This is a genomic window from Streptomyces sp. NPDC053432, from assembly GCF_055585365.1.
This window is the reverse complement of record NZ_JBVJKF010000006.1, coordinates 228,191-253,021: the sequence shown is the minus strand read 5'-3', so window position 1 is coordinate 253,021 and position 24,831 is coordinate 228,191. Positions and strand designations below refer to the sequence as shown.

Annotated in this window: 25 protein-coding genes; 17 read left to right on the top strand and 8 right to left on the bottom strand. The window is 71.9% G+C overall.

Annotated features, from left to right (window positions below; translation table 11 throughout):
- Positions 1–7 precede the first annotated feature (7 nt).
- Complete coding sequence (locus ACZ6Y1_RS13275) at positions 8–658, top strand: thymidine kinase (RefSeq protein WP_469627203.1); 651 nt, start codon at positions 8–10, stop codon at positions 656–658.
- A 55-nt stretch (positions 659–713) separates the two neighbouring features.
- Here ACZ6Y1_RS13275 and ACZ6Y1_RS13270 read toward each other — a convergent pair whose 3' ends face one another.
- Complete coding sequence (locus tag ACZ6Y1_RS13270; protein ID WP_469627201.1) at positions 714–1,505, bottom strand: VOC family protein; 792 nt, start codon at positions 1,503–1,505, stop codon at positions 714–716.
- Between the two features lie 182 nt (positions 1,506–1,687).
- On the opposite strand from ACZ6Y1_RS13270, the gene ACZ6Y1_RS13265 reads away from it, so the two are divergent.
- Positions 1,688–2,533 carry a sulfurtransferase gene (locus ACZ6Y1_RS13265; RefSeq protein WP_469627199.1) on the top strand — a complete coding sequence of 282 codons (846 nt, stop codon included), beginning with the start codon at positions 1,688–1,690 and terminating at the stop codon, positions 2,531–2,533.
- A 73-nt stretch (positions 2,534–2,606) separates the two neighbouring features.
- On the opposite strand, the gene sepH is transcribed toward ACZ6Y1_RS13265, so the two are convergent.
- Entirely contained in the window at positions 2,607–3,659 is a 1,053-nt protein-coding gene (gene sepH, locus ACZ6Y1_RS13260) for a septation protein SepH (RefSeq protein WP_469627196.1), read from the bottom strand.
- Between the two features lie 527 nt (positions 3,660–4,186).
- Here sepH and ACZ6Y1_RS13255 point away from each other — a divergent pair.
- On the top strand, positions 4,187–4,996 hold the full coding sequence (locus ACZ6Y1_RS13255) for a hypothetical protein (RefSeq protein WP_469627192.1): 810 nt from the start codon (positions 4,187–4,189) through the stop codon (positions 4,994–4,996).
- A gap of 32 nt (positions 4,997–5,028) precedes the next feature.
- On the opposite strand, the gene ACZ6Y1_RS13250 is transcribed toward ACZ6Y1_RS13255, so the two are convergent.
- Together ACZ6Y1_RS13250 and ACZ6Y1_RS13245 are read right to left on the bottom strand one after the other, a co-directional pair.
- On the bottom strand, positions 5,029–6,354 hold the full coding sequence (locus ACZ6Y1_RS13250; RefSeq protein ID WP_469627189.1) for a D-arabinono-1,4-lactone oxidase: 1,326 nt from the start codon (positions 6,352–6,354) through the stop codon (positions 5,029–5,031).
- Positions 6,308–7,561 carry an MFS transporter gene (locus ACZ6Y1_RS13245; RefSeq protein ID WP_469627186.1) on the bottom strand — a complete coding sequence of 418 codons (1,254 nt, stop codon included), beginning with the start codon at positions 7,559–7,561 and terminating at the stop codon, positions 6,308–6,310. Before ACZ6Y1_RS13245 ends, ACZ6Y1_RS13250 begins: the two co-directional genes overlap by 47 nt.
- A gap of 169 nt (positions 7,562–7,730) precedes the next feature.
- Between ACZ6Y1_RS13245 and ACZ6Y1_RS13240 the strand changes: the two genes are divergently transcribed.
- Both ACZ6Y1_RS13240 and ACZ6Y1_RS13235 read left to right on the top strand, forming a co-directional pair.
- A complete protein-coding gene (locus ACZ6Y1_RS13240; protein ID WP_469627183.1) occupies positions 7,731–8,888 on the top strand; it encodes a ferrochelatase in 1,158 nt (385 codons plus the stop codon).
- 27 nt (positions 8,889–8,915) lie between these two features.
- On the top strand, positions 8,916–9,716 hold the full coding sequence (locus ACZ6Y1_RS13235; RefSeq protein ID WP_469627470.1) for an inositol monophosphatase family protein: 801 nt from the start codon (positions 8,916–8,918) through the stop codon (positions 9,714–9,716).
- A 264-nt stretch (positions 9,717–9,980) separates the two neighbouring features.
- Here ACZ6Y1_RS13235 and ACZ6Y1_RS13230 read toward each other — a convergent pair whose 3' ends face one another.
- Positions 9,981–10,148, bottom strand: coding sequence for a hypothetical protein (locus ACZ6Y1_RS13230; protein WP_469627180.1), 168 nt, complete (start codon positions 10,146–10,148; stop codon positions 9,981–9,983).
- A 257-nt stretch (positions 10,149–10,405) separates the two neighbouring features.
- Between ACZ6Y1_RS13230 and ACZ6Y1_RS13225 the strand changes: the two genes are divergently transcribed.
- The 4 genes from ACZ6Y1_RS13225 to ACZ6Y1_RS13210 all read left to right on the top strand — a co-directional run bounded on the left by ACZ6Y1_RS13225 (position 10,406) and on the right by ACZ6Y1_RS13210 (position 13,909).
- Positions 10,406–11,059, top strand: a complete 654-nt coding sequence (locus ACZ6Y1_RS13225) for a response regulator transcription factor (RefSeq protein WP_030036265.1) — start codon at positions 10,406–10,408, stop codon at positions 11,057–11,059.
- Positions 11,060–11,064: 5 nt separating this feature from the next.
- Positions 11,065–12,309 carry a sensor histidine kinase gene (locus tag ACZ6Y1_RS13220; protein WP_469627177.1) on the top strand — a complete coding sequence of 415 codons (1,245 nt, stop codon included), beginning with the start codon at positions 11,065–11,067 and terminating at the stop codon, positions 12,307–12,309.
- A gap of 382 nt (positions 12,310–12,691) precedes the next feature.
- Positions 12,692–12,988 carry a DUF4193 domain-containing protein gene (locus tag ACZ6Y1_RS13215; RefSeq protein WP_403887474.1) on the top strand — a complete coding sequence of 99 codons (297 nt, stop codon included), beginning with the start codon at positions 12,692–12,694 and terminating at the stop codon, positions 12,986–12,988.
- A gap of 12 nt (positions 12,989–13,000) precedes the next feature.
- On the top strand, positions 13,001–13,909 hold the full coding sequence (locus ACZ6Y1_RS13210) for a hypothetical protein (protein ID WP_469627173.1): 909 nt from the start codon (positions 13,001–13,003) through the stop codon (positions 13,907–13,909).
- Here ACZ6Y1_RS13210 and ACZ6Y1_RS13205 read toward each other — a convergent pair.
- Positions 13,906–14,376: a DUF3093 domain-containing protein gene (locus tag ACZ6Y1_RS13205; protein WP_469627170.1), complete on the bottom strand. Its 471-nt coding sequence runs from the start codon at positions 14,374–14,376 to the stop codon at positions 13,906–13,908. The genes ACZ6Y1_RS13210 and ACZ6Y1_RS13205 overlap by 4 nt on opposite strands.
- Positions 14,377–14,434: 58 nt before the next feature.
- Here ACZ6Y1_RS13205 and ACZ6Y1_RS13200 point away from each other — a divergent pair, with 58 nt between their 5' ends.
- The 7 genes from ACZ6Y1_RS13200 (at position 14,435) to ACZ6Y1_RS13170 (ending at position 21,038) form a co-directional block, all read left to right on the top strand.
- On the top strand, positions 14,435–15,019 hold the full coding sequence (locus tag ACZ6Y1_RS13200; protein ID WP_469627167.1) for a PaaI family thioesterase: 585 nt from the start codon (positions 14,435–14,437) through the stop codon (positions 15,017–15,019).
- Complete coding sequence (dut, locus tag ACZ6Y1_RS13195) at positions 15,019–15,555, top strand: dUTP diphosphatase (protein WP_469627164.1); 537 nt, start codon at positions 15,019–15,021, stop codon at positions 15,553–15,555. Before ACZ6Y1_RS13200 ends, dut begins: the two co-directional genes overlap by 1 nt.
- Position 15,556: 1 nt before the next feature.
- Positions 15,557–16,333 carry a DUF3710 domain-containing protein gene (locus tag ACZ6Y1_RS13190; RefSeq protein ID WP_469627161.1) on the top strand — a complete coding sequence of 259 codons (777 nt, stop codon included), beginning with the start codon at positions 15,557–15,559 and terminating at the stop codon, positions 16,331–16,333.
- Positions 16,334–16,495: 162 nt separating this feature from the next.
- Positions 16,496–19,156, top strand: a complete 2,661-nt coding sequence (locus ACZ6Y1_RS13185; protein WP_469627158.1) for a DUF4118 domain-containing protein — start codon at positions 16,496–16,498, stop codon at positions 19,154–19,156.
- Entirely contained in the window at positions 19,153–19,839 is a 687-nt protein-coding gene (locus ACZ6Y1_RS13180; protein WP_384757016.1) for a response regulator, read from the top strand. The genes ACZ6Y1_RS13185 and ACZ6Y1_RS13180 overlap by 4 nt, the downstream gene beginning before the upstream one ends.
- Before the next feature lie 38 nt (positions 19,840–19,877).
- Complete coding sequence (locus tag ACZ6Y1_RS13175) at positions 19,878–20,306, top strand: OB-fold nucleic acid binding domain-containing protein (protein ID WP_376656708.1); 429 nt, start codon at positions 19,878–19,880, stop codon at positions 20,304–20,306.
- A 3-nt stretch (positions 20,307–20,309) separates the two neighbouring features.
- Positions 20,310–21,038: a DUF3159 domain-containing protein gene (locus tag ACZ6Y1_RS13170; RefSeq protein ID WP_469627154.1), complete on the top strand. Its 729-nt coding sequence runs from the start codon at positions 20,310–20,312 to the stop codon at positions 21,036–21,038.
- 146 nt (positions 21,039–21,184) lie between these two features.
- On the opposite strand, the gene ACZ6Y1_RS13165 is transcribed toward ACZ6Y1_RS13170, so the two are convergent.
- Positions 21,185–21,847, bottom strand: a complete 663-nt coding sequence (locus tag ACZ6Y1_RS13165; RefSeq protein WP_469627151.1) for a potassium channel family protein — start codon at positions 21,845–21,847, stop codon at positions 21,185–21,187.
- Entirely contained in the window at positions 21,844–22,512 is a 669-nt protein-coding gene (locus tag ACZ6Y1_RS13160) for a potassium channel family protein (protein ID WP_403878762.1), read from the bottom strand. The genes ACZ6Y1_RS13165 and ACZ6Y1_RS13160 overlap by 4 nt, the downstream gene beginning before the upstream one ends.
- A gap of 220 nt (positions 22,513–22,732) precedes the next feature.
- On the opposite strand from ACZ6Y1_RS13160, the gene ACZ6Y1_RS13155 reads away from it, so the two are divergent.
- On the top strand, positions 22,733–24,784 hold the full coding sequence (locus tag ACZ6Y1_RS13155) for an APC family permease (protein WP_469627148.1): 2,052 nt from the start codon (positions 22,733–22,735) through the stop codon (positions 24,782–24,784).
- The last annotated feature ends 47 nt before the right edge of the window (positions 24,785–24,831 follow it).

Below are 24,831 nucleotides of genomic sequence, written 5' to 3'. Positions count from 1 at the left end.
ACTTCCCATGCCCGAGCTGGTGTTCTTCTCCGGAACGATGGACTGCGGAAAGAGCACTCTGGCTCTGCAGATCACCCACAACCGCTCGGCGCGCGGACTGCAGGGCGTGATCTTCACGCGGCAGGACCGGGCGGGCGAGGGCAAGCTGTCCTCGCGCCTGGGCCTGGTGACGGACGCGGTCGAGGTCACGGACACCATGGACGTGTACGCGTACCTGGTGGCGGAGCTCTCGGCGGGCGGCAGGGCGGACTACGTGATCGTGGACGAGGCGCAGTTCCTGGCCCCCGACCAGATCGACCAGCTGGCCCGCATCGTCGACGAGCTCGGCATGGACGTCTTCGCCTTCGGCATCACGACCGACTTCCGCACCAAGCTGTTCCCGGGCTCGCAGCGCCTCATCGAGCTGGCCGACCGCCTGGAGCAGCTCCAGGTCGAGGCCCTGTGCTGGTGCGGAGCCCGCGCCACGCACAACGCCCGTACGGTGGGCGGCGACATGGTCGTGGAAGGCGCACAGGTGGTGGTGGGGGACGTCAACCGCCCCTCGGAGGAGATCGGTTACGAGGTCCTCTGCCGTCGGCACCACCGCAAGCGGATGACCTCCGCCTCCGCCCACGCGGGTGCGCTCTCCCCGGACGTCCTTCCCGTCAACCACAGCTGACGGGCCGCGCCGGTCCCCGTCGTCCGCGCCCGGCGGCCGGCCCGCGCCCCCGAAGTCAGTCCCGGTCGCGCGAGCGCACGAGGGTGAACACCGCGCCCTCCGGGTCCGCGACCGTGGCCACGCGTCCCCGGGCGCCCTCGCGGGGCGGTTCGACGACGCGCCCGCCGAGCTCGGCGACCCGGGCGGCGGCCGCGTCGGTGTCCTCCACCTCGAAGTACGCCATCCAGTGCGGCCCCCGGTCGTGCGGCAGCGAGCGGCCGACCCCGTGCACGGCGGCGACCGGCCGGCCGCCCAGCTGGAGGGTCAGCTGGTCGAAGTCTTCGCTGCCCGTGTCGTCGGCCGGCACCTCGTGGCCGAAGACGTGCTGGTAGAACTTGCCGACCGTCGAGGTGTCCTGGGTGATCAGCTCGTTCCACACCGGGGTGCCCGGCGGGCCCGGCAGCCGGGTGCCCGGGTGCTCCAGCGCCTGCCACAGCCCGAAGATCGCCCCCAGCGGGTCGGAGCAGATGGCCATCCGCCCCGCCCTGCCGCCGTCCAGCGGACCCACCGCCACCGTGCCGCCGCACGAGCGGATCGCCTCCGCACTCGCGTCGGCGTCGTCGGTGGCGAAATACGTGGTCCAGGCCACCGGCAGGTGCCGGTCCGGCGGCATCTCGCCGATCCCGGCGACCTCCCGCCCGTTCAGCACGGCCCGGACGTACGGGCCCAGTTGCTCGGGGCCCGGCTCGTACTCCCAGCCGAACAGATCGGCGTAGAAGTCCTCGGTCGTCCCGAGGCCGTGCACCATGAGACTCACCCAGCACGGGGTGCCGGGCGTGTGCCGGGTCGATGTCGCTGGCTCGGTCATGTGAGCCGTCTCCTCTGTCGAGTTCGAGTCCCTCGCCGGTGCTGATGCTTCCACTCCGGAAGGCCCGGCGCGCCCCGACCGGGCCGCATGGACGAGCCCGGGGACATAGATGACCGGATCGGTGCGCCCGTGCGGTGACGGGCGTGTTACGCGGGGCCCGGGCGGGGAGGAAGATGGGCCGCATGACTGCGAATTCTGCGATCCTCTCCGCCGCCGAGCTCCAGACCGAGCTGGCCGGCCCCAGGCCGCCGGTGCTGCTGGACGTCCGCTGGCAGCTCGGTGGCCCCGACCAGCGCCCCGCCTACGAGGCCGGGCACCTCCCCGGCGCCGTGTACGTCGACCTCGACCGCGAACTGGCAGGTCCGCCCGGTGCGGGCGGCCGCCACCCGCTCCCCGACACGGACGCCTTCGGCGCGGTGATGCGCCGGGCCGGCGTCACTTCCGACGGGCCCGTGGTCGTGTACGACGGCGGCCAGGGCTGGGCCGCGGCCCGCGCGTGGTGGCTGCTGCGCTGGACGGGCCACCCGGACGTGCGGGTGCTGGACGGGGGCCTGGCCGCGTGGGTGGCGGCCGGCGGCACCGTCTCGGCCGACCGGGTGACGTCCATGGAGGGCGATTTCAAGCCAACTCCGGCGACTTCGGGTCTGCTGGACGCCGACGGCGCGGCCGCACGGGCGCGCGCGGGGCTGCTCCTGGACGCCCGGGCGGGGGAGCGGTACCGCGGCGAGGTCGAGCCGATCGACCCGGTCGGCGGCCACATCCCGGGCGCGGTGTCGGCCCCGACCACGGAGAACGTCACGGGGGACGGCCGTTTCCGCCCGGCGGACGAGCTGCGCGCCCGCTTCGAGGCGCTCGGCGTCAGCGAGGGCACGGCGGTGGGCGTGTACTGCGGCTCGGGCGTGTCCGGGGCCCACGAGGTCCTGGCCCTGGCCGTGGCCGGCATCGATTCCGACCTGTACGCGGGCAGCTGGTCGGAGTGGTCCTCCGACCCGGCCCGCCCGGTGGCCACGGGCCCGGACCCGCAGTAACCGCGCACCACATGGGCCGAGCCGCCGCCGGGAGGTCCCGGCAGCGGCCCGGCCGACGCGCGTCGCTCCCGCGCTACTCCTGCTTCTTGCGCCGCGTCCCGAAGACGATCTCGTCCCAGCTCGGCACGGCCGCGCGGCGGCCCGGACGGACCCCGTCCGCCTCGGCCTGGCGGTCCGTGGTGCCGGTCAGGCGGTCCCGGTGGCCCGCCACCGTGCGGGGCATCAGGACGTCCGCGTACGCCGCGCCCGCGCCCGCCGAGGCGGCCGGGGCCGGCGGCTCCTCCACCTCGGACTCCGTCGCGGGAGTCTCGGTGCGGTCGGGCACCACCAGGTCGCCGCGGAAGCTCGGGACGGCCTCCAGCAGGCTCGTCAGGGTGTCCCGTTCCTCCTCCGGCTCCGGCTGGGGGGCGGCGGCCCTGGCCTCGGCCCGTTCCAGCTGGCGGTCGAGGGCGCGGTCCAGCGGCCGGTCGAGGGTGCGGTCGAGCGGGCGGTCGCGCGGCAGCCGCGCGATCCTCGGCACGAACGGGAAACTCGGCTCCGGTGCCGCCGGGAGGTCCTCCGCCTCGCCGATGAGGGAGCGGGCCTCGTCGTCCACGGCCACCACCAGCCGGCGGGGCGGATCGTAGGTCCAGCTCGCCGAGTGCGGCTCGCCCGCGACCCGGTAGACGAGGAGGACCTCCCAGGTGCCGTCGTCGCGGCGCCACGAGTCCCACTGGACGGATTCCTTCTCGGCCCCGCGCAGGGTGAGCCGTTCCTGCACGGCCTCGCCGAGCTGCGGCCCGGTGTTCTCGCCGGGACGGCGCACGGGCGTCTTGCGGGCGCGCTCGGCCATGAACGCGCGCTCCGCGAGCACCGGGCCCTCGAAGCGCCGTACGCGGTCGACGGGGATGCCGGCGAGTTGAGCGACCTCCTCAGCGGAGGCACCGGCCCGTATGCGGGCCTGGATGTCGCGGGGGCGGAGGTGGCTCTCGACCTCGATCTCGATCTGGTTCAGGCGTGCTCGATCGTTGCGTACGGCGGCCCGAAGCCGCTCGTCGATCGGAAGCGTGTACTCCGTGCTGTCCGCAGCCTTGAGCACCAGTCGTGTGCCGTCATTGGAGACGGCCACGACACGCAGTTCGGGCATGGGGACCTCCCGGGTGGTGCCTGCCGACGTCACGTGCGTCGCTGCTTCCGCTAGTCGAGTGTGGCCTGCCCGGGTGCAGCCTGCCACAACCTTGCCGAGTTAAACCGGCGTGTCGGGCATGCGCCCTTGATCGCCGTTATGGCACGGTTACCTGTTGGGCACGCACAGTGACCGACTGGTTACTGTGCGCAGCAGGAGCCCGTGCGATATCGCGGCATCACCGGTCTTCGAGTGCCGTTTTCCATCAATCGGCCCCCTCTCCCGAGTCCGGACATCCGTAAGGAAGGACAGCCCCAGGGATCGCCACAGTACTCCATTCGGGCCACCTGGGTGGACCGCCGCGCCGCCGAACTTCTCCCGGACGGCGGGAGTTGGCGTGCCCTCTGGCGGGTCCCACCTGCACCCGTGTCCGATTCGGGGTGTCTTGCTTCACAGAATCCACAGAAACGGAACTTTTCATTTCGTTCAGCTGTCAGTAACCGCTGAGGGATTCGACACGCAAGGGGCGCGACGCGCAGGGGATGGCGATGGGTCAGAAAGCAGCGCACGAGACCGAACCGGACATACGGCGGCCGGCGGAGCCGGCGGAGAAGAAGAAGCTCGACCTGAGCGCGACCCAGGTGGCGGGCAGTTCCCTCGCCACCGTCGCGGCCGCGCTGCTGGCCTCCAAGATGGGCGTCTACGGGACGATCCTGGGCGCGGGCGTGGTGAGCGTGGTCGCGACCGCCGGCGGACCGGTCATCCAGCACCTCTTCCGGCGCACGGGCGACCAGCTGCGCGCGAGCGCCCGCCCCGGGGCCCGCCGGGTGCCGGTCCCGGCTCCGGAGGGGGAGTTCGGCGAAGCCACCGTGCACGGCACCCGGGTACGGGGCCGGAAGCGCACGGCGGTCGCGGCCGGCGCCGCCTTCGCCATCTCGCTCGGCGCCCTCGGGACGTACGAGGCCGTCGCCGGAACCTCCGTCAGCAGCGGCGGCGGGACCATCTTCTCCGGCGGTACGCGCACCGCGGGCCGGGAACGGCACGACCCGGGGCCCGAGTCGGGCACCGGCGGCAAGCGGGAGGGCGGTGAGAACGGGCGGGGCAAGGAGCCGGAGGACGGGCGCAGCCCCGGCGCCGGCGCCTCCCCGGACCCCTCCGGCGGGGCGGACGGCACCGGCGCCGGCCGCGGCCCGACCCCGGACCCGGGCCGCTCGCGGTCCGGCACCCCGGCGCCCACCGCCACGCCCACCCCCACGCCGACCCCGTCCGCCCCCACCACCGCACCGGCACCCAGCCGGACACCGGCCGCGGACCCGTCACCGCAGACGGGCCCGGGGCGGCCGGGCGCCACTCCCTGAACCGGAAGGGGCTGACCCGGACGGCCCGCGGCTCAGTCGCCCAGGACCCGCCGCAGGTAGTCGTTGCCGAACACCCGGTCCGGGTCCAGGCGGTCGCGCAGCGCGGTGAACTCGCCGAACCGCGGATAGGCCTGCGCGAAGTACTCCGCGTCGCGCGTGTGCACCTTGCCCCAGTGCGGACGGCCGCCGTGCGCGGTGAAGATGCGCTCGGCCGCCGTGAAGTAGGCCTGGTACGGGGTGCCCTTGTACATGTGCACCGCCACGTACGCCGACTCGCGCCCCGAGGCCGTCGACAGGGTGATGTCGTCCGCCGGAGCCGTCCGCACCTCCACGGGGAAGCTGATCCGCAGGTTCGAGCGGTCGACCATGGCCCGCAGCTCCCGCAGGGCCTCGACGAGCCGCTCGCGCGGGAGGGCGTACTCCATCTCCACGAACCGCACCCGGCGCGGGCTGGTGAACACCTTGTACGGGATGTCCGTGTAGGTGCGCGCCGAGAGGGCGCGGCTGGCGACGCGGGCGATGGAGGGGATCGTGGCCGGGACCGCGCGGCCCAGCGAGTTGACGGCCTGGAAGAGGCCGTTGGACAGCAGCTCGTCCTCGATCCAGGCGCTGACCGGTCCGGGCGGGGCGGCGGGGCCCTGGCTGCGGTTGTTCCGCTTGGTGTTGCAGTTGCCGGTGTGCGGGAACCAGTAGAACTCGAAGTGCTCGTTCTCCGCGAAGTGCTGGTCGAACTCCGCCGTCACCCGGTCGAAGCGCATGGGCTCCTCACGGGCGGTCAGGAAGAAGAGCGGCTCCACGGCGAAGGTGATCGCGGTGACGATGCCGAGCGCCCCGATGCCGACCCGGGCCGCCGCGAAGACCTCCGGATTCTCCTTCTCCGAGCAGGTCAGCAGTTCACCGTCGGCCGTGACCAGCTCCAGGCCGCGGATCTGGGCGGCGATCGAGGCCGAGTCGCGGCCGGTGCCGTGCGTTCCCGTGCTGGTGGCGCCGGAGACGGTCTGCTCCATGATGTCGCCCATGTTGGTGAGCGAGAGGCCCTCCCTGGCCAGGGCCGCGTTCAGGTCCTTGAGGACCGTGCCCGCCGCCACCGTCACCGTGCCGGCGGCCCGGTCGATCTCCCGGATCCCGGCCAGTGCCTGCGGCCGTACGAGCAGGCCGTCGGTCGCGGCGGCCGAGGTGAAGGAGTGGCCGGTGCCGACCGCCTTCACCCGCATGCCCTCCTGGGCCGCCCGGCGCACCGCCTCCTGAAGCTCCCCGACCGAAGCCGGGGTGACGGTGCGGGCGGGCGTGGCGGTGACGTTCCCCGCCCAGTTACGCCACGCGGTCTGCGCGCTCTTCCCTGCTGTCGCCGTCGCCATCGCTGACGCGCTCCTCCCCTTGCGCCGGCCTCGTCAGCCGGCGGTATCCCGCGAACGCCACCGCCGCCGCGGCCACCCCCGCCGAGATGGAGACGACGTACCCGCTGCGCGCCCCGGCGGCGTCGATGACCAGCCCGGTCACGGACGAGCCGACGGCGACGCCGACCGCGAGGCCGGTGCTGATCCAGGTCATGCCCTCGGTCAGCTTCGCGCGTGGGACGTGCGCCTCTATCAGGGCCATCGTGGTGATCATCGTGGGAGCGATGGCGAGGCCCGAGACGAAGAGCGCCACGGCCAGAAACGGCAAGTTCCCGGCCAGTAGGAGGGGGATCATACTCACGGCCATCGCACATATGCCCAGTACCCAACGGCGTTCCGCCCGGCCCTTGAGGTGGAGCAGGCCGAAGACGATTCCGGCGATACAGGACCCGAACGCCCAGATGGCCAGGACGACGCTGGCGGCGGACTTGTGGCCCTGCTCCTCGGCGAAGGCCAGCGTGGACACGTCGATGGAGCCGAAGATCGCTCCGGTCGCCACGAAGGTGGCCGTGAGTACCTGCAGGCCGGGGGAGCGCAGGGCCGAGGTGTGCTTGCCGGTGGTCCCGCGCGGGTGCGGCTCCGGCTCGGTGGAGCGCTGCGCGGTGAGCAGCCAGACGCCGGTCATGAGGCAGACCGCGGCGATGAGCGGGCCCGCCTCCGGGAACCAGGTGGTGGACAGGCCGATGGCGATGATCGGGCCGAAGATGAAGCAGATCTCGTCCACCACGGACTCGAAGGAGTACGCGGTGTGCAGCTCGCGCGGGGAGTCCGCGTAGAGCACCGTCCAGCGGGCGCGGACCATCGAGCCCACGCTCGGCACGCAGCCGGCGACGGCGGTGAGGACGAAGAGGGTCCAGTCCGGCAGCCCGTTCGCGGCGGCGAGCAGCAGACCGGCGACGGCCGCCACCGAGATCAGGGTGGCGGGCCGCAGGACCCGGCGCTGCCCGTACTGGTCCACCAGGCGGGACACCTGCGGGCCGATGACGGCGGCGGAGAGCGCGAGGGTGCCGGTGAGGGCGCTGGCCATGGCGTAGCGGCCGGTGATCTCGGAGATCATCGTCAGGATGCCGACGCCGACCATCGAGATCGGCAGCCGGCCGATCAGCCCCGCGGCGCTGAAGGCCTTGGTTCCGGGCGCCGTGAAGATGGCGCGGTAGGGACTGGGCAAGGGCTCTCCGTAAGGGACGTAATCGACCGGTACAGCTTACGACCGGTGGGTGGACGCCGCACGCGGATCTTCCGGATCATGGAACTTAGGCTGACCTTACCTGCTCACCGGGGCGCGCCGGGGCCGGGCCGGTTCCCGCGCGAGGACGCCGGGTGGCAGGATTCGGGGCATGTCAGACCAGCTCCTCCCGCCCGCCGGCGGGCCCGCCGCCCCGTACGACGCCCTCCTGCTGCTGTCCTTCGGCGGCCCCGAGGGGCCCGACGACGTCGTTCCGTTCCTGGAGAACGTCACGCGCGGCCGCGGCATCCCGCGCGAGCGCCTCAAGGAGGTCGGGCAGCACTACTTCGGCTTCGGCGGGGTCAGCCCCATCAACGCCCAGAACCGCGAGCTGCTGGACGCCCTGCGCAAGGACTTCGCCCAGCACGGGCTGGACCTCCCGGTCTACTGGGGCAACCGCAACTGGGCCCCGTACCTGACCGACGTGATGCGGGAGATGGCCGCCGACGGGCGGCGCCGCATCGCGGTCCTCGCGACCAGCGCGTACGCCTCGTACTCGGGCTGCCGCCAGTACCGCGAGAACCTCGCCGACGCGCTCGCCGCGCTCGCCGGGGAGGGCGTGACCGAGCTGCCGAAGGTGGACAAGCTGCGGCACTACTTCAACCACCCCGGCTTCGTGCAGCCCATGATCGACGGGGTGCTCGCCTCGCTGGAGTCCCTGCCGGAGGAGGTCCGGGCCGACGCCCGGCTGGTCTTCACCACGCACTCCATCCCCACCGCGGCGGCCGACGCCTCCGGCCCGGTCGAGGAGCACACGCAGGACGGCGAGGGCGGGGCCTACGTCAAGCAGCACCTGGACGTGGCCAAGGTGATCGCGGACGCGGTGCGGGCCGAGACGGGCACCGAACTGCCCTGGGACCTCGTCTACCAGTCGCGCAGCGGCGCCCCGCACATCCCGTGGCTGGAGCCGGACATCTGCGACCACCTGGAGGCCCTGCACGGGGCGGGCACCCCTGCGGTGGTCATGGTCCCGATCGGCTTCGTCTCGGACCACATGGAGGTGCTGTACGACCTCGACACCGAGGCGACTGCGAAGGCCGCGGAGCTCGGCCTGCCGATCGCCCGCTCGGCCACGGTCGGGGCCGACCCGCGGTTCGCGGCGGCGGTGCGGGAGCTCGTGCTGGAGCGGGCCGCGGCCGAACGGGGCGAGAGCGTCGAGCGGTGCGCGCTCGGGCTGCTGGGCGCGAGCCATGACCTGTGCGCGGTGGGCTGCTGCCCGGCGCGCAGCCTCCGGCCGGCGGCCGCGGGCGCGGACAGTCCGTACGCGTAGGGAACGCAGAGGGGTAGCGGGACCGTGATCTCTGAAGAGCTGAAGGCCGAACTGCTGGCCGTGGGCCTGGACGCCGCCCGGCAGGCGGGTGCGCTGCTGCGCGACGGGCGGCCGGCCGACCTGGCGGTGGCCGCGACCAAGACCAGCCCGATCGACGTGGTGACCGAGATGGACATCGCGGCGGAGAAGCTGATCACCGGCATCCTCGCGGAGCGGCGGCCCGCGGACGGGCTGCTCGGCGAGGAGGGGGCCGACACCGCGGGCACGAGCGGGGTGCGGTGGGTCGTGGACCCGCTGGACGGCACGGTGAACTACCTCTACGGGCTGCCGAGCTGGGGCGTGTCCATCGCGGCCGAGTACGGGGGCGAGACCGTGGTCGGCGTCGTGGCGGCGCCGATGCGCGGGGAGACGTACCACGCGGTGCTCGGCGGCGGGGCGTGGCTGGAGGGAGCGCGGCTCGCGTGCCGGGCGGCCGCGCCGCTGGACCAGGCGCTGGTGGGGACCGGCTTCGGGTACCTGCAGAGCCGGCGGGCCCACCAGGCGGAGGTGGTGGCGCGGATCATCCCGCTGGTCCGCGACATCCGGCGGGGCGGGTCGGCGGCGCTGGACCTGTGCGACGTGGCCGCCGGGCGGCTGGACGGGTACTACGAGCGCGGGCTGAACCCGTGGGACCTCGCGGCGGGTGACCTGATCGCCCGCGAGGCGGGGGCCCTTACGGGCGGCCGGCCGGGGGAGCGGGCGTCGGGCGAGCTGGTCCTCGCCGCCACGCCCGCCGTCTTCGCCTTGCTGCAGCCGCTGCTCGACGAGGCGGGGGCCTGGCACGACTGACCCCGCGGCCCGGCTTCCCGGGGCTCCGCCCCGGGCCCCGCTCCTCGAACGCCGGAGGGGCTGGCTTCGCCGCCGGGCCCAGGCCCCCCGGGGGTGTCGAACGCCGGACGGGCCGGAGCCCCGGCGGTGGAGCGGGCCGTGCGCAGCGGGACCCCGGTCGCCCTCGGGGCGGGCCGGAGGCCGGGGCGGCGGAGGACCCGGACAGCGCCGAACCCCGGCGCCCGAGAGGGGCGGCCGGGGTTCGGCGGTGTACCTGACCGGAGGTCAGACGGCGGACACGGCTACGCCGTGTTCCGCGGCGAGCCGCTGGAGGTCCTCCAGCTCCGCCTGTTCCACTTCCGCGAGGAAGTCGTCGCCCGTCTCGCGGGCCTGCCTGAGGTCCGACTGCGTGGCCCTGATGCGCTGCAGGAGACCCGCGGTGAATGCGTCCATGATGGGTTCGCCCCCTCTTCGTGGGTCGGCGGCGGCACGTGGCTCTCCGCCGTCAGGGAGTGGATGGGGTGTGCTGTCGTCCTCCCCAGCGCCCCGGGCCGGGAAACCTCACCACGTGAGCCAATCCTCACTCCCGCCCCGCCCGCACCCCTCCGCGCGGTGCCTTACAGCCGGTTTACCGGCGAAAAGGGCAGGATGGACGACGCAACAGACGCAATACACGTGTGCCCTGAAGGGGCCCGGAGGAAGGAAACGACGTGCGCGTACTCGTCGTCGAGGACGAGCAGCTGCTCGCCGATGCGGTGGCCACCGGGCTGCGCCGGGAGGCCATGGCCGTGGACGTCGTGTACGACGGCGCCGCCGCCCTGGAGCGGGTCGGCGTGAACGACTACGACGTGGTCGTGCTCGACCGGGACCTCCCGCTCGTGCACGGCGACGACGTGTGCCGGAAGATCGTCGAGCTCGGCATGCCCACGCGCGTGCTGATGCTGACCGCCTCCGGGGACGTCAGCGACCGCGTGGAGGGCCTGGAGCTCGGGGCGGACGACTACCTGCCCAAGCCCTTCGCCTTCACCGAGCTGACCGCCCGCGTACGGGCGCTCGGGCGGCGTACCACCGTCGCCCTGCCGCCCGTGCTGGAGCGGGCCGGGATCAAGCTGGACCCGAACCGTCGCGAGGTGTTCCGCGAGGGCAGGGAGGTGCAGCTCGCGCCCAAGGAGTTCGCGGTGCTGGAGGTCCTCATGCGCAGCGAGGGGACCGTCGTTTCCGCCGAGCAGCTGCTGGAGAAGGCATGGGACGAGAACACCGATCCCTTCACGAACGTGGTGCGGGTGACGGTCATGACCTTGCGTCGCAAGCTGGGGGAGCCCCCGGTCATCGTGACCGTCCCTGGCTCCGGGTACCGGATCTGACGAGGGTGGCGACGACTCCGGCGCCGCCCGCGGCGCCACCGAAACCGACCTGGGACCCCGGCCAGCCCGAGGGTCCCTTCCCATGGCTGAGGCCGACCATCCGGATACGGCTCACGCTGCTGTACGGCGGAATGTTCCTGATCGCCGGCATCCTCCTGCTGTCGATCATCTACCTGCTCGCGGCGCAGGCCCTCCGCGAGGGCAACATGATCCCGTACAAGATCATCAGCGGTCAGAACGTGCAGGTCACCAGCGATTCCTGCCCCGGTGTCGCGAACATCAAGCAGTGGGACCAGTTCGACGTCGCGATCAACCAGTGCATGGCCGCACAGCGCCGGCACTCGCTGGACGATCTGCTGAGCCGGTCGCTGATGGCCCTGCTGGGCCTGAGCATCATCGCCTTCGCCTTCGGCTACGCGATGGCCGGCCGGGTGCTCTCTCCGCTGGGCAGGATCACCCGCACCGCCCGCAGGGTGGTCGGCTCCGACCTGACCCGGCGCATCGAGCTGGACGGGCCGGACGACGAGCTCAAGGAGCTCGCCGACACCTTCGACGAGATGCTCGACCGGCTGGAGCGGGCCTTCACGGCCCAGCAGAGGTTCGTGGCGAACGCCTCGCACGAGCTGAGGACGCCACTGGCGATCAACCGGACCCTGCTGGAGGTGCACCTCTCCGATCCCGGGGCCCCGGTCGAGCTCCAGCAGCTCGGCAAGACCCTGCTCGCCACCAACGAGCGCAGCGAGCAGCTGGTCGAGGGCCTGCTGCTGCTCGCCCGCAGCGAGAACCAGATCGTCGAGCGCAAGCCCGTGGACCTGGCGGAGGTCGCCTCGCGCGCCGTCGACCAGGTGCACGGGGAGGCCGAGGCGAAGGGCGTGGAGATCCGCGGCGAGCGCGCGCTGGCCGTCGTGCAGGGCAACGGTGTGCTGCTGGAGCGGATCGCCCTCAACCTGGTGCAGAACGCCGTGCGGTACAACGTGCCGGAGGGCGGCTGGGTGGAGGTGACGACCGGCGTCCAGCACGGGCAGGCGGTGCTCCTGGTGTCGAACACGGGTCCCGTCGTTCCCGCGTACGAGGTGGACAACCTCTTCGAGCCCTTCAGGCGGCTGCGTACGGAGCGAACGGGCAGCGACAAGGGTGTCGGGCTCGGCCTGTCGATCGCGCGCTCCGTGGCGCGCGCACACGGCGGGCGGATCCAGGCGGTGCCCAGGGAGGGCGGTGGCCTCGTGATGCGTGTCACTCTCCCCTTGTGAGAACCCACCCGCGTGTTCGCTGTTGGCTGAATACTTGCCCTGTGCAGTCGGTCGCCCTTGTGTGATCGATCACAGTGTCACGTGTCCGGCCATGTGCGTTCGGTGACCCCCGGGGAGCCGGAAAGCCCGCAAAGTCCGGGTTTCCGGCCCCCCTGATGGCGGGAAATAGACGGGGTGGCGTTTGTGCGCGACGGCCCCCGGACCGTGTACGGTCCCGGTCGTCATCCCAGCCAATCGGCTCTTCAGGCGTGCGGCTGGGTGTCGATTGAGTAACAGACCTTGATGTGAGGCAAAATCTCCGCCTCAGGTCGGGCACAAGTCCGGCCTCTCGCGCGTTACCTGCGCTGAGACACCGCTAACACCCAGAGGGGGAGAGCGAAAAATGGCAACGGACTACGACACCCCACGCAAGACCGACGACGACGTCGACAACGACAGCATCGAAGAGCTGAAGGCGCGGCGCAACGAGAAGTCGTCCTCGTCTTCGGACATGGACGAGTTCGACTCGGTCGAGAGCATGGACCTGCCCGGTGCGGACCTCTCCAACGAGGAACTGGCCGTCCGGGTCCTGCCCAAGCAGGCCGACGAGTTCACCTGCATGAGCTGCTTCCTGGTCCACCACCGCAGCCAGCTCGCACGAGAGAAGAACGGTCAGCCGATCTGCCGCGACTGCGACTGAGAGGCGTCGGCCGTGGCTGGCTCGACACCGTTTCGCAGGCTCGGCTTGCGCAAACGTGGTGAATCGGCGGAGACGCAGGTGGGAACCACGGACCCGGAAACGGGTCCTGGAGCCCCCGGCGGATCCGCCGTGTCCTCGGGCGCCGCGACAGTGGTGCCGTCGGCCACAGGGGCCGACGAGGCGTCCGGACAAGGGTCCGGGGCCCGTCGGCTGCAAGCCGTCAAGAACGGTGTACGCAAGGGCGGCGCGGGCGTCAGGGCCGCCGCCCTGTACATCGCCGACCGGGTCATCGAGATCGCGCCTCGCGTTCCGGTCAGAGACCTCGCGACCCTGCGCGCCCAGTTTCCGGGCCTCGACGCCGATCAGCTCGCCGACAAACTGATCACCGGCGCCGCCAACGGCACCTCCACCGTCGGTGCCGGCATCGGAGCGGCGGCCATGCTGCCCGTCCCGCCCGCCATGCCGATGGAACTGGCCGCCGAGATCACCGGAGTCGCGGCCATCGAGCTGAAGCTCATCGCCGAGCTCCACGAGGTGTACGGCCTGCGGGCACCCGGCACCCTCACGCAGCGCAGCTTCGCCTACCTCACCTCCTGGACCGAGGAGCGCGGGGTGGACCTGACCAAGCCGACGACGCTGAACGCGGCACTCGGCGGCCAGATGAAGCGCGAACTGCGCCAGCAGATCATGAAGCGGATGTTCCGCAACCTGCCGAACCTGATGCCGTTCATGATCGGTGCGGCGGTCGGCGCGGTGATGAACCGCCGCGACACCCGCAAACTCGCCGAGAAGGTCCGTGGCGACCTCCAAAGACGCGCGGTGCCCTGGGACGCCCTGCCGCAGCTGCCGCCCCTGGAACAGCCCTCCCAGCCCCTTCCCGAGGCCGCCAGGGCCGCACTCGAAGGGTCCACCGACCACTAGGGGGTCAGGCGGTCCGTCTTCGCGGCGAGGACGGCCGCCCGCAGGGCCTCCGGCTCGCGGGTGGAGACGTAGACGTACGGTGTCGGGTCCGCCGGGTCGGTGACCTCGATGCGGAGCGCCGTGGGCACGTAGCTCCGCATCAGCATGAAGGCGCGGGTGTCGGCCTTGTACGTGCGCCAGGCGCGGGCCTCCTCGGCGTCCAGGACCTCGGGCTCGCCCAGGGCCGTCACCGGGATCCGCGCCTCCCCGGCCGCCAGCGCGCCGTTCACCACGCGCACGCGCGCGGAGCCGTACGAACTCACCAGCAGCCCCGCCAGCGCGGTACCGCCCACCAGCCCGGCCAGCAGCGGCAGCGTGCCCAGCGGCAGCAGCATCAACGCGCAGGCCAGTCCGATGAGTACGGAGATGAACCACCAGGAGCGGGGGGCGGTCAGGCGTTCGTCGTGGTGCGCGGGGGAGAGCTGCATGCCGTCAAGCCTGCCACGAGGCGACCGGCGGGTAGCCGCGCGGGTAAGGTCTGCGGCTGTGAGTGGACGAAACACAGCGTTGACGCCCCCGGCCGATGCCGTCGCACCGGTCCGGCACCCCGACGCCCCGGCGCCCGGTGAGCTGCTCGGTGCGCACTACGAGCACTGCTTCGGCTGCGGCGGAGGCCAGCCGCACGGACTCCACCTGGAGGCCCGAGCGGGCGAGGGCGTGCGCGTCACCGCCGAGTTCACCGTCAAGCCCGCACACCAGGGCGCCCCGGGTCTCGCCCACGGCGGGGTGCTGGCCACCGCGCTCGACGAGACGCTGGGTTCCCTGAACTGGCTGCTGCGCGTCATCGCCGTGACGGGCCGGCTGGAGACCGACTTCGTGCGGCCGGTGCCCGTGGACACCGTGCTGTACCTGGAGGCCGAGGTCACCGCCGTGGCCGGGCGCAAGATCTACTGCAGTGCGGTCGGCCGCATAGGCGGGCCGGAGGGACCGGTCGCCGTGCGCGCGGACGCGCTGTTCATCGAGGTGAAGGTCGACCACTTCATCGACAACGGTCGGCCCGAGGAGATCCAGGCGGCGATGGCCGACCCGGACCAGGTCAGGCGCGCACGCGCCTTCGAGGTGAACCCCTGATGGCTCTGAACAACCACGCTCCCGTCGACGTGCTGATCCGCCGCGTCGACCCCGAGGTGCCCATCCCGGCCTACGGCCACCCCGGTGACGCCGGCTGCGACCTGGTGACCACCCAGGCCGCCGAGCTCGCCCCCGGTGAGCGGGCGGTCCTGCCCACCGGAGTGTCCATCGCGCTGCCCGACGGGTACGCCGCGTTCGTGCACCCGCGCTCCGGGCTCGCCGCCCGCTGCGGGCTCGCGCTCGTGAATGCCCCGGGGACGGTGGATGCCGGGTACCGTGGGGAGATCAAGGTGATCGTGGTCAATCTCGACCCTCGCGACAGCGTCCGGTTCGAGCGTTTCGACCGCATTGCCCAGCTGGTTGTCCAGCGGGTCGAGAAGGTGCGCTTCCACGAGGTGGCGGAACTTCCCGGCTCGGCCCGGGCCGAGGGGGGTTTCGGCTCCACCGGCGGTCATGCGGCCGTGGCCGGATCAGGCGCTGGTCAGCAGGGTGGGAATGGCTACGCTTCGGTCGTAACCGACCGGGAAGGACAGTGACGTGTTCGGACGTCGCAAGAAGAACGACTCCGCCAAGGACGGCGGCGCGGCCGAGCAGGTCGTCGACAGCGTGGACGGCGCTGCGGCCGACGCCGATGAGCAGGATGCCGCGCCCCGCCGTGTGAACCTGCCGCCGGCCCCGCGGCCGGACGGCCCCTGGGACGTCTCCGAGGTACCCGGCAACCCGGCCGAGGGCCGGGTCGACCTCGGCGGCATCCTCGTACCCGGTGTCGAGGGCATGGAGCTGCGCGTCGAGGTCGCCGGTGACGCGATCGTGGCCGCGACCGTGGTGCTGCGCGACAGCGCCGTACAGCTGCAGGCCTTCGCCGCTCCCAAGAAGGAAGGCATCTGGGGGGAGGTCCGCGAGGAGATCGCCGCGGGCATCACCCAGCAGGGCGGCATCATCGACGAGGTCGAGGGTCCGCTGGGCTGGGAGCTGCGCGCGCAGGTCCCCGTACCGCTCCCGGACGGGCAGACCGGCGCCCAGCTGGTCCGCTTCGTCGGCGTCGACGGCCCGCGCTGGTTCCTGCGCGGTGTGATCTCCGGCCAGGGCGCGGTGCGCCCCGAGTCGGCCGGCCTGCTGGAGACGATCTTCCGGGACACCGTCGTCGTCCGCGGCGACGGCCCGATGGCCCCGCGTGACCCCATCGTCCTGAAACTGCCGAACGACGCCCAGATGGTGCCGGACGGCGTGCAGACGGAGGAGCAGGAAGGCTCCCGCTTCGGCGGTGGCATGGGTCAGCTGGAGCGCGGCCCGGAGATCACCGAGGTCCGCTGACCCCCGCCTCGCGAGGGCCGCGAACGTTTCAGGCCGTGGGCCGTACTCCCTGGGGGTACGGCCCGCGGTGCTTCGCGGCGCCCGCGTCAGAGATCCGTCAGGGATCGGCCCGGGGACCGCCAAAGGTACGTGAACGGGGCAAACGTCCCTGAGAATGGGCCCATGGGACGCGGCAGGCTAAGGATCTATCTCGGCGCGGCACCCGGTGTGGGCAAGACCTACGCGATGCTCTCCGAGGGCCACCGCAGGGTGGAGCGGGGTGCCGACTGCGTCGTCGGCTTCGTCGAGCACCACGGGCGGCCGCGGACCGAGGTGCTGCTCCACGGGCTGGAGCAGGTCGGGCGCAGGGAGCTGACCCACCGCGGCGCGGCCTTCACCGATATGGACGTCGACGCGCTGCTGGCCCGCCGGCCGGCGATAGCCCTCGTGGACGAGCTGGCGCACACCAACGTGCCCGGCTCGCGCAACGCCAAGCGCTGGCAGGACGTCGAGGAACTGCTGCGGGCCGGCATCGACGTCGTGACCACCGTCAACATCCAGCACCTGGAGTCCCTCGGGGACGTGGTCGAATCGATCACCGGGGTCCGGCAGCGGGAGACCGTCCCGGACGAGGTGGTCCGGCGGGCCGACCAGATCGAGCTGGTCGACATGGACCCGCAGGCGCTGCGGCGGCGGATGGCGCACGGGAACATATACAAGCCCGACAAGGTCGACGCGGCCCTGTCGAACTACTTCCGGCCCGGCAACCTCACCGCCCTGCGCGAACTCGCGCTGCTGTGGGTGGCCGACCGGGCGGACGAGTACCTCCAGCAGTACCGGGGCGAGCACGGCATCCGCTCCACCTGGCAGGCGCGCGAACGGATCGTCGTGGGGCTTACCGGCGGGCCGGAGGGGCGCACCCTGATCCGGCGCGCCTCCCGGATGGCGGCCAAGGGCTCCGGCAGCGAGATCCTCGCCGTGTACATCGCCCGCAGCGACGGTCTGACCGCTGCCTCGCCGAAGGAGCTCGCGATCCAGCGCACGCTGGTCGAGGACCTCGGCGGAACGTTTCACCATGTGATCGGCGACGACGTCCCGGAGGCGCTCCTCGAATTCGCCCGCGGGGTCAACGCCACCCAGATCGTGCTCGGCTCCAGCCGCCGCAAGACCTGGCAGTACGTCTTCGGGCCGGGCGTGGGCGCCACCGTGGCCCGGGACTCCGGCCCCGACCTCGACGTCCACATCGTCACGCACGAGGAGGTGGCCAAGGGGCGCGGGCTGCCGGTGGCCCGTTCCGGGGCCCGCCTCGGCCGGGCCCGGATCCTCGCCGGGTGGGCGGTGGGAGTGGTCCTCCCCGTACCGCTGTGCCTGCTGCTCACCCACGTCGAGGCGGACCCGGGGCTCGCCAACGACATGCTGCTCTTCCTGGCACTGACCGTGGCGGCGGCGCTGCTGGGCGGGCTCTGGCCGGCTCTGGCGTCGGCCGCCTTCGGCTCGCTGCTGCTGAACTACTACTTCGCCCCGCCCCTGCACCGGTTCACGATCTCCGACCCCAAGAACATCGTGGCCATCGCCATCTTCTTCGGGGTCGCCGTCTCGGTGGCGTCCGTGGTGGACCTGGCCGCCCGGCGCACCCACCAGGCCGCCCGGCTGCGCGCCGAGTCCGAGATCCTCTCCTTCCTGGCCGGCAGCGTGCTGCGCGGCGAGACGGCGCTGCCCGCGCTGCTGGAGAGGGTCCGCGAGACCTTCGCCATGGAGTCCGTGGCCCTGCTGGAGCGCGCGGGCGACACGGAGCCCTGGACCCGGGCCGGCAGCGTCGGCCCGGCGCCCGTGGACCGGCCCGAGGACGCCGACGTGGACATGCCCGTCGGCGATCACATGGCGCTGGCCCTGTCCGGCCGGGTGCTGCCCGCCGAGGACCGCCGCGTGCTGGGCGCCTTCGCCGCCCAGGCGGCCGTGGTCCTGGACCGCCAGCGCCTCGTCGGGGAGGCCGAGGAAGCCCGCCGCCTCGCCGAGGGCAACCGGATCCGGACCGCCCTGCTGGCCGCCGTCAGCCATGACCTCCGTACGCCCCTCGCGTCCATCAAGGCCTCCGTGAGCTCCCTGCGCTCCGACGACGTCGAGTGGTCCGAGGAGGACCGGGCCGAGCTCCTCGAAGGCATCGAGGACGGCGCAGACCGGCTCGACCACCTGGTGGGCAACCTGCTGGACATGTCCCGGCTGCAGACCGGCACCGTCACCCCGCTGATCAGGGAGATCGACCTCGACGAGGTGGTCCCGATGGCGCTGGGCGGAGTACCGGAGGACAGCGTGCTGCTGGACGTGCCCGAGACCCTGCCGATGGTCGCGGTGGATCCGGGCCTGCTGGAGCGGACCGTGGCCAACGTGGTGGAGAACGCCGTCAAGTACAGCCCGGCCGGCCAGCCGGTGCTGGTGGCCGCCAGCTTCCTCGGCGACCGGGTCCAGGTGCGGGTGGTCGACCGCGGACCGGGCGTGCCCGACGAGGCCAAGGACCGCATCTTCGCCCCCTTCCAGCGGCACGGGGACGCCCCCCGAGGCGCCGGAGTGGGCCTCGGGCTGGCCGTGGCCCGGGGCTTCGCCGAGGCCATGGACGGCACCCTGGCGGCCGAGGACACCCCCGGCGGCGGGCTGACCATGGTCCTCACGCTCAGGGCCGCGACGGACGGCACGGCCTCCACGCGGGAGGGCCCGCCGCCGCGCGTCACGGTGGCCGGCGGGGCCCGCGCCACCGGACCGGCAGCAGACATGATCACGGAAGACCTCGAAGACCCCGAAGATCTCGAAGACCTCGAAGCGGAACGACAGAAGGCAGGACCTCAATGACCCGGGTGCTCGTGGTGGAAGACGAGCCGCAGATCGTCCGAGCCCTCGTGATCAACCTCAAGGCGCGCAGGTACGAGGTCGACGCGGCCGCCGACGGCGCGAGCGCGCTGGAGCTCGCGGCCGCCCGCCACCCCGACGTGGTCCTGCTCGACCTGGGCCTGCCCGACATGGACGGGATCGAGGTGATCAAGGGCCTGCGGGGCTGGACGCGCGTGCCGATCCTGGTCCTCTCCGCCCGCCACACCTCCGACGAGAAGGTCGAGGCCCTCGACGCGGGCGCCGACGACTACGTCACCAAGCCGTTCGGCATGGACGAGCTGCTGGCCCGGCTGCGCGCGGCCGTCCGCCGTGCCGAGCCGTCCGCGGGCGCGGGCGAGGACGAGGTGGTCGTCGAGACCGCCGGTTTCACGGTGGACCTGGCCGCCAAGAAAGCCGTACGGGAGGGGCGTGACGTACGGCTCACGCCCACCGAATGGCACCTGCTGGAGGTCCTCGTCCGCAACGGCGGCAAGCTCGTCAGCCAGAAGCAGCTCCTGCAGGAGGTGTGGGGGCCCTCGTACGGCACCGAGACGAACTACCTGCGGGTCTACATGGCGCAGTTGCGCCGCAAACTGGAGGCCGATCCCTCGCACCCGCGGCACTTCATCACCGAGCCGGGCATGGGGTACCGCTTCGAGAGGTAGCTTCGGTGGGCGGCCCGCACGCCGGTAGGCTTCCTGTTATGAGTGCTGAACCGCGTCCCGAGAAGTCCGTCAAGCCGGCCAGGGCGGCCAGGCCGGCGGGCCGGTTCCGCCGGATGATCGAGAGGCTGTCGTCCTCGCAGGAGGAGCTGCATTCGGCGGAGCTGCAGGAGGACGCAGAGGCCGCGGGCTGCACGCGGATCTGCGACTGCCACGACCGCCAGATAGTCAAGGTGACGGGCACCCTGCGCACCGTCACCCTGCGGCCCCGCGCGGGCGTGCCCGCCCTGGAGGCCGAGCTGTTCGACGGCTCGGCGGCGCTGGACGTGGTCTGGCTCGGGCGTCGCTCGATCGTGGGAATCGAGCCCGGCCGCCGCCTGATCGCCTCCGGGCGCATCTCGATGAGCCACGGCCGTCGGGTGCTCTTCAACCCGAAGTACGAACTCCGACCGCTCGGACAGGAGCACTGACCGGTGATGTCACTCGACGGACCGAACACCCCGCCTGAATCCGCCGCCGCGCCCGCCGACGACCAGAGGGCGGTGACGCAGGCGGCGCTGTTCGACGCGTTCGGGGGCATCCGGGGCACGGTGGAGACGATGCTCCCCGGGCTGCTCTTCGTGATGATCTACACGATCAACAAGGACGTGAAGCTCTCCGCGATCGCGGCGGGCGCGGTGGCGGTGCTGCTGGTGATCGTCCGGCTGCTGCGCAAGGACACCGTCAAGCACGCCTTCAGCGGGGTCTTCGGCGTGGGCGTGGGCGTCGCCTTCGCCCTGTTCACGGGCAGCGCGAAGGGCTTCTACCTGCCGGGCATGATCTACGGCGTCGGCCTGGGCGTGGCCTTCACGGTCTCGGCGCTGGTGGGCTTCCCGCTGCTGGGCGTGATCCTCGGGCCGGTCTTCAAGGAGAACCTGTCCTGGCGCACGCGCAACCCCGGGCGCAAGAAGGCGTACGTGAAGGCCAGCCTCGCGTGGGGGCTGATCTTCCTCGCCAAGTACGCGATCCTCTTCCCGCTCTACTGGTGGGGTGACGCGACGCAGCTCGGCTGGGTGCTGATCGCGCTGAAGCTGCCGCCGATGGTGCTCGCGGTGTACTTCACGTGGGTGTTCCTGGCGAAGGCGCCGCCGCCGATCGACGTGATCGCCGAGTGGGAGGCCAAGGAGGCCGCCGAGGCTGCCGCTGGCGAGAAGCGGGCCTGAACGAACGTGAAGGGGCGGGGTGACCGAGTCGGTCACCCCGCCCCTTCGGCGTTCTCGGGTGCGGCGCCGTTGCCGGGGCTCTGCCCCGGACCCCGCGCCTCGAACGCCGGCGGGCCCGGAGGGGTCCGCCGGCGAGGCTGAAACCCCTATCGCCGGGACTGGAGGAGGTCCTCCAGCTGTTCCTCGCGGGCCTGGGCGGCCACGAAGAGGAGTTCGTCGCCCGCTTCCAGGGTCTCCTCCGCGTGCGGCGTGAGGACCCGGTTGCCCCGGATGATCGTGACCAGCGAGGTGTCCTCGGGCCAGGCGATCTCGCTGATCTGGGTGCCCGCCACCGAGGAGTCCGCCGGCAGGGTCAGCTCGACCAGGTTCGCGTCGCCGTGGCTGAAGCGCAGCAGCCGCACCAGGTCGCCGACGCTGACCGCCTCCTCGACCAGGGCCGACATCAGGCGCGGCGTGGAGACCGCGACGTCGACGCCCCAGGACTCGTTGAACAGCCACTCGTTCTTCGGGTTGTTCACCCGCGCCACGACCCGGGGAACCCCGTACTCGGTCTTGGCGAGGAGGGAGACGACGAGGTTGACCTTGTCGTCACCGGTGGCGGCGATGACCACGTTGCAGCGCTGGAGCGCGGCCTCGTCCAGCGAGGTGATCTCGCAGGCGTCGGCCAGCAGCCACTCGGCCTGCGGCACCCGCTCCACCGAGATGGCGGTCGGCGCCTTGTCGACGAGGAGGACCTCGTGGCCGTTCTCCAGCAGTTCACCCGCGATGGAGCGGCCCACCGCGCCGGCTCCGGCGATCGCGACCCTCATGCGTGTGCCTCCTCGGGCCCCTCGGCGAAGGCGGCCTCCACCTTGTCGATCTCGTCCGTGCGCATCATCACGTGGACGAGGTCGCCCTCCTGCAGGACCGTCTGCGACGTCGGCAGCATGGCCTCGCCCAGGCGTGTGAGGAACGCGACCCGCACGCCCGTCTCGTCCTGGAGCTTGCTGACCTTGTGCCCGACCCAGGCCGCGGAGGTGTGCACCTCGGCGAGCTGTACGCCGCCGCTCGGGTCGCGCCACAGCGGCTCGGCGCCCGAGGGCAGCAGCCGGCGCAGCATCTGGTCGGCGGTCCACCGTACGGTCGCGACCGTGGGGATGCCGAGGCGCTGGTAGACCTCGGCCCGCTTGGGGTCGTAGATGCGGGCGGCGACGTTCTCCACGCCGAACATCTCGCGCGCCACGCGGGCGGCGATGATGTTGGAATTGTCACCACTGCTGACCGCGGCGAAGGCTCCCGCCTCCTCGATCCCGGCCTCGCGCAGGGTGTCCTGGTCGAATCCGACTCCGGTGACGCGGCGGCCACCGAACCCGGCGCCCAGGCGACGGAATGCGGTGGGGTCCTGGTCGACCACGGCGACCGTATGCCCCTGCTGTTCCAGGGTCTGCGCGAGAGCGGAGCCCACTCTTCCGCAGCCCATGATGACGATGTGCACGGCCGTCCTTCCGGCTGTCAGCGGCTCGCTGGTTCCCAGCCTCATTGCATGCTCTGGCTTAACAGGGTCTCAGACCATGGCCCAAGCTACACACGGGCGGTCACGAGTGTGACCTCTTGTGCTGCGGTTGGGGTCCTGCGGAGGAGGAAATGGGGTGGGATTGCAGTGTGAGGGGGTGGGGGGTTCGTCAGCCTCATTTCGAACGCATACGATCCTCTGCGTGTCCAAACTGACCGACCTGCCCAAACGGATCCTGATCGGCCGGGCGCTACGCAGCGACCGTCTGGGAGAAACACTCCTCCCCAAACGGATCGCCCTTCCCGTCTTCGCCTCCGACCCGCTCTCCTCGGTGGCATATGCCCCGGGCGAAGTCCTGCTGGTGCTCTCGATCGCGGGCGTCTCGGCGTACAGCTACAGCCCGTGGATCGCCCTCGCGGTCGTCGTGCTGATGTTCACCGTCGTCGCCTCCTACCGGCAGAACGTCCACGCCTACCCCAGCGGCGGCGGCGACTACGAGGTCGCCAACACCAACCTCGGGCCCAAGGCCGGTCTCACCGTGGCCAGCGCCCTGCTCGTCGACTACGTGCTGACCGTCGCCGTGTCGATCGCCTCGGGCGTCGAGAACCTCGGCTCGGCCATCCCCTTCGTCGTCGAGCACAAGGTGTTCTGCGCCATCGGGATGATCGTTCTGCTGACGCTGATGAACCTGCGCGGCATGAAGGAATCCGGAAAACTCTTCGCGATTCCGACCTACGTCTTCGTCGCCGGCGTATTCATCATGATCGCTTGGGGTGCCTGGAAGGGCCTCGTCCTCGGCGACACGATGAAGGCCCCGACCGCCGATTTCGAGATCAAGGCCGAAAAAGCGGGACTGGCGGGCTTCGCGCTGGTCTTCCTGCTGCTGCGCGCCTTCTCCTCCGGCTGCGCCGCGCTCACCGGCGTCGAGGCGATCAGCAACGGCGTCCCCGCCTTCCGCAAGCCCAAGAGCAAGAACGCCGCGACCACCCTGGCCCTGATGGGCGCCCTGGCCGTGACCATGTTCTGCGGCATCATCGCGCTGGCCATGGCCACGGACGTCAGGATGGCCGAGAACCCGTCCGAGGACCTGCTCCTGGGCGGCGTCCCGGTCGGCCCCTCGTACGTCCAGAACCCGGTGATCTCCCAGGTCGCCGAGGCGGTCTTCGGTGACGGCTCGTTCCTCTTCATCCTGCTGGCCGCCGCCACCGCCCTCGTGCTGTTCCTCGCCGCGAACACCGCCTACAACGGCTTCCCGCTGCTCGGCTCGATCCTCGCCCAGGACCGCTACCTGCCGCGCCAGCTGCACACCCGCGGCGACCGTCTCGCCTTCTCCAACGGCATCGTGCTCCTCGCGGGCGCCGCGGCACTGCTGACCTGGCTCTACGGGGCCGACTCGACGAAGCTCATCCAGCTCTACATCGTCGGCGTCTTCGTCTCCTTCACGCTCAGCCAGACCGGCATGGTCCGGCACTGGAACCGGCACCTGAAGTCGGAGACGGACCCCGCCAAGCGCCGCCACATGATCCGATCCCGCGCGATCAACGCCTTCGGCGCCTTCTTCACCGGCCTGGTGCTGGTCGTCGTCCTCGCGACCAAGTTCACCCACGGCGCCTGGGTCGCCCTGCTCGGCATGGTGATCTTCTACGCCACGATGACCGCGATCCGCCGGCACTACGACCGGGTCGCCGTCGAGATCGCCGCGGCCGAGGAGCGCCCCGACGAGTACGTGCGCCCCTCGCGCGTGCACTCCGTCGTCCTGGTATCCAAGCTCCACAAGCCCACCCTGCGCGCCCTCGCCTACGCCAAGCTGCTGCACTCCAACCGTCTGGAGGCCCTCAGCGTCAACGTCGACGAGGCCGAGACCAAGGCCCTCAAGGCGGAGTGGGAGCGGCGCGGCATCAACGTCCCGCTCAAGATCCTCGACTCGCCGTACCGCGAGATCACCCGCCCGGTGGTCGAGTACGTCAAGAGCCTGCGCAGCGAGAACCCGCGCGACGCGGTCAGCGTGTACATCCCCGAGTACGTCGTCGGCCGCTGGTACGAACACCTCCTGCACAACCAGAGCGCGCTGCGCCTCAAGGGCCGGCTGCTCTTCACCCCCGGTGTGATGGTCACCTCGGTGCCCTACCAGCTGGAGTCCTCCGAGCTGGCGAAGAAGCGGGCGCGGAAGCACGCGGAGTGGAACGCCCCGGGCGCGGTGCGCCGCGGACCGGTGGACGCCCCGCGGGCGGCGAAGGACCCGGCGGCGAAGTAACCGGCGGCGAAGTAGCCGGCGGCCCGACCCCCGACCTGTTGGCGAAC

Excerpts from the sequence above, each read along its gene's own strand:
- ACZ6Y1_RS13205 (WP_469627170.1), bottom strand. The coding sequence starts at position 14,376 with ATGCAGCTCTCCCCCGCGCACCACGACGAACGCCTGACCGCCCCCCGC.
- ACZ6Y1_RS13255 (WP_469627192.1), top strand. The coding sequence starts at position 4,187 with ATGGGTCAGAAAGCAGCGCACGAGACCGAACCGGACATACGGCGGCCG.
- ACZ6Y1_RS13275 (WP_469627203.1), top strand. The coding sequence starts at position 8 with ATGCCCGAGCTGGTGTTCTTCTCCGGAACGATGGACTGCGGAAAGAGC.
- ACZ6Y1_RS13165 (WP_469627151.1), bottom strand. The coding sequence starts at position 21,847 with ATGAGGGTCGCGATCGCCGGAGCCGGCGCGGTGGGCCGCTCCATCGCG.
- ACZ6Y1_RS13175 (WP_376656708.1), top strand. The coding sequence starts at position 19,878 with ATGAGTGCTGAACCGCGTCCCGAGAAGTCCGTCAAGCCGGCCAGGGCG.
- ACZ6Y1_RS13270 (WP_469627201.1), bottom strand. The coding sequence starts at position 1,505 with ATGACCGAGCCAGCGACATCGACCCGGCACACGCCCGGCACCCCGTGC.
- ACZ6Y1_RS13250 (WP_469627189.1), bottom strand. The coding sequence starts at position 6,354 with ATGGCGACGGCGACAGCAGGGAAGAGCGCGCAGACCGCGTGGCGTAAC.
- ACZ6Y1_RS13265 (WP_469627199.1), top strand. The coding sequence starts at position 1,688 with ATGACTGCGAATTCTGCGATCCTCTCCGCCGCCGAGCTCCAGACCGAG.
- ACZ6Y1_RS13230 (WP_469627180.1), bottom strand. The coding sequence starts at position 10,148 with ATGGACGCATTCACCGCGGGTCTCCTGCAGCGCATCAGGGCCACGCAG.
- ACZ6Y1_RS13185 (WP_469627158.1), top strand. The coding sequence starts at position 16,496 with ATGGGACGCGGCAGGCTAAGGATCTATCTCGGCGCGGCACCCGGTGTG.
- ACZ6Y1_RS13240 (WP_469627183.1), top strand. The coding sequence starts at position 7,731 with ATGTCAGACCAGCTCCTCCCGCCCGCCGGCGGGCCCGCCGCCCCGTAC.
- ACZ6Y1_RS13215 (WP_403887474.1), top strand. The coding sequence starts at position 12,692 with ATGGCAACGGACTACGACACCCCACGCAAGACCGACGACGACGTCGAC.
- sepH (WP_469627196.1), bottom strand. The coding sequence starts at position 3,659 with ATGCCCGAACTGCGTGTCGTGGCCGTCTCCAATGACGGCACACGACTG.
- ACZ6Y1_RS13180 (WP_384757016.1), top strand. The coding sequence starts at position 19,153 with ATGACCCGGGTGCTCGTGGTGGAAGACGAGCCGCAGATCGTCCGAGCC.
- dut (WP_469627164.1), top strand. The coding sequence starts at position 15,019 with ATGGCTCTGAACAACCACGCTCCCGTCGACGTGCTGATCCGCCGCGTC.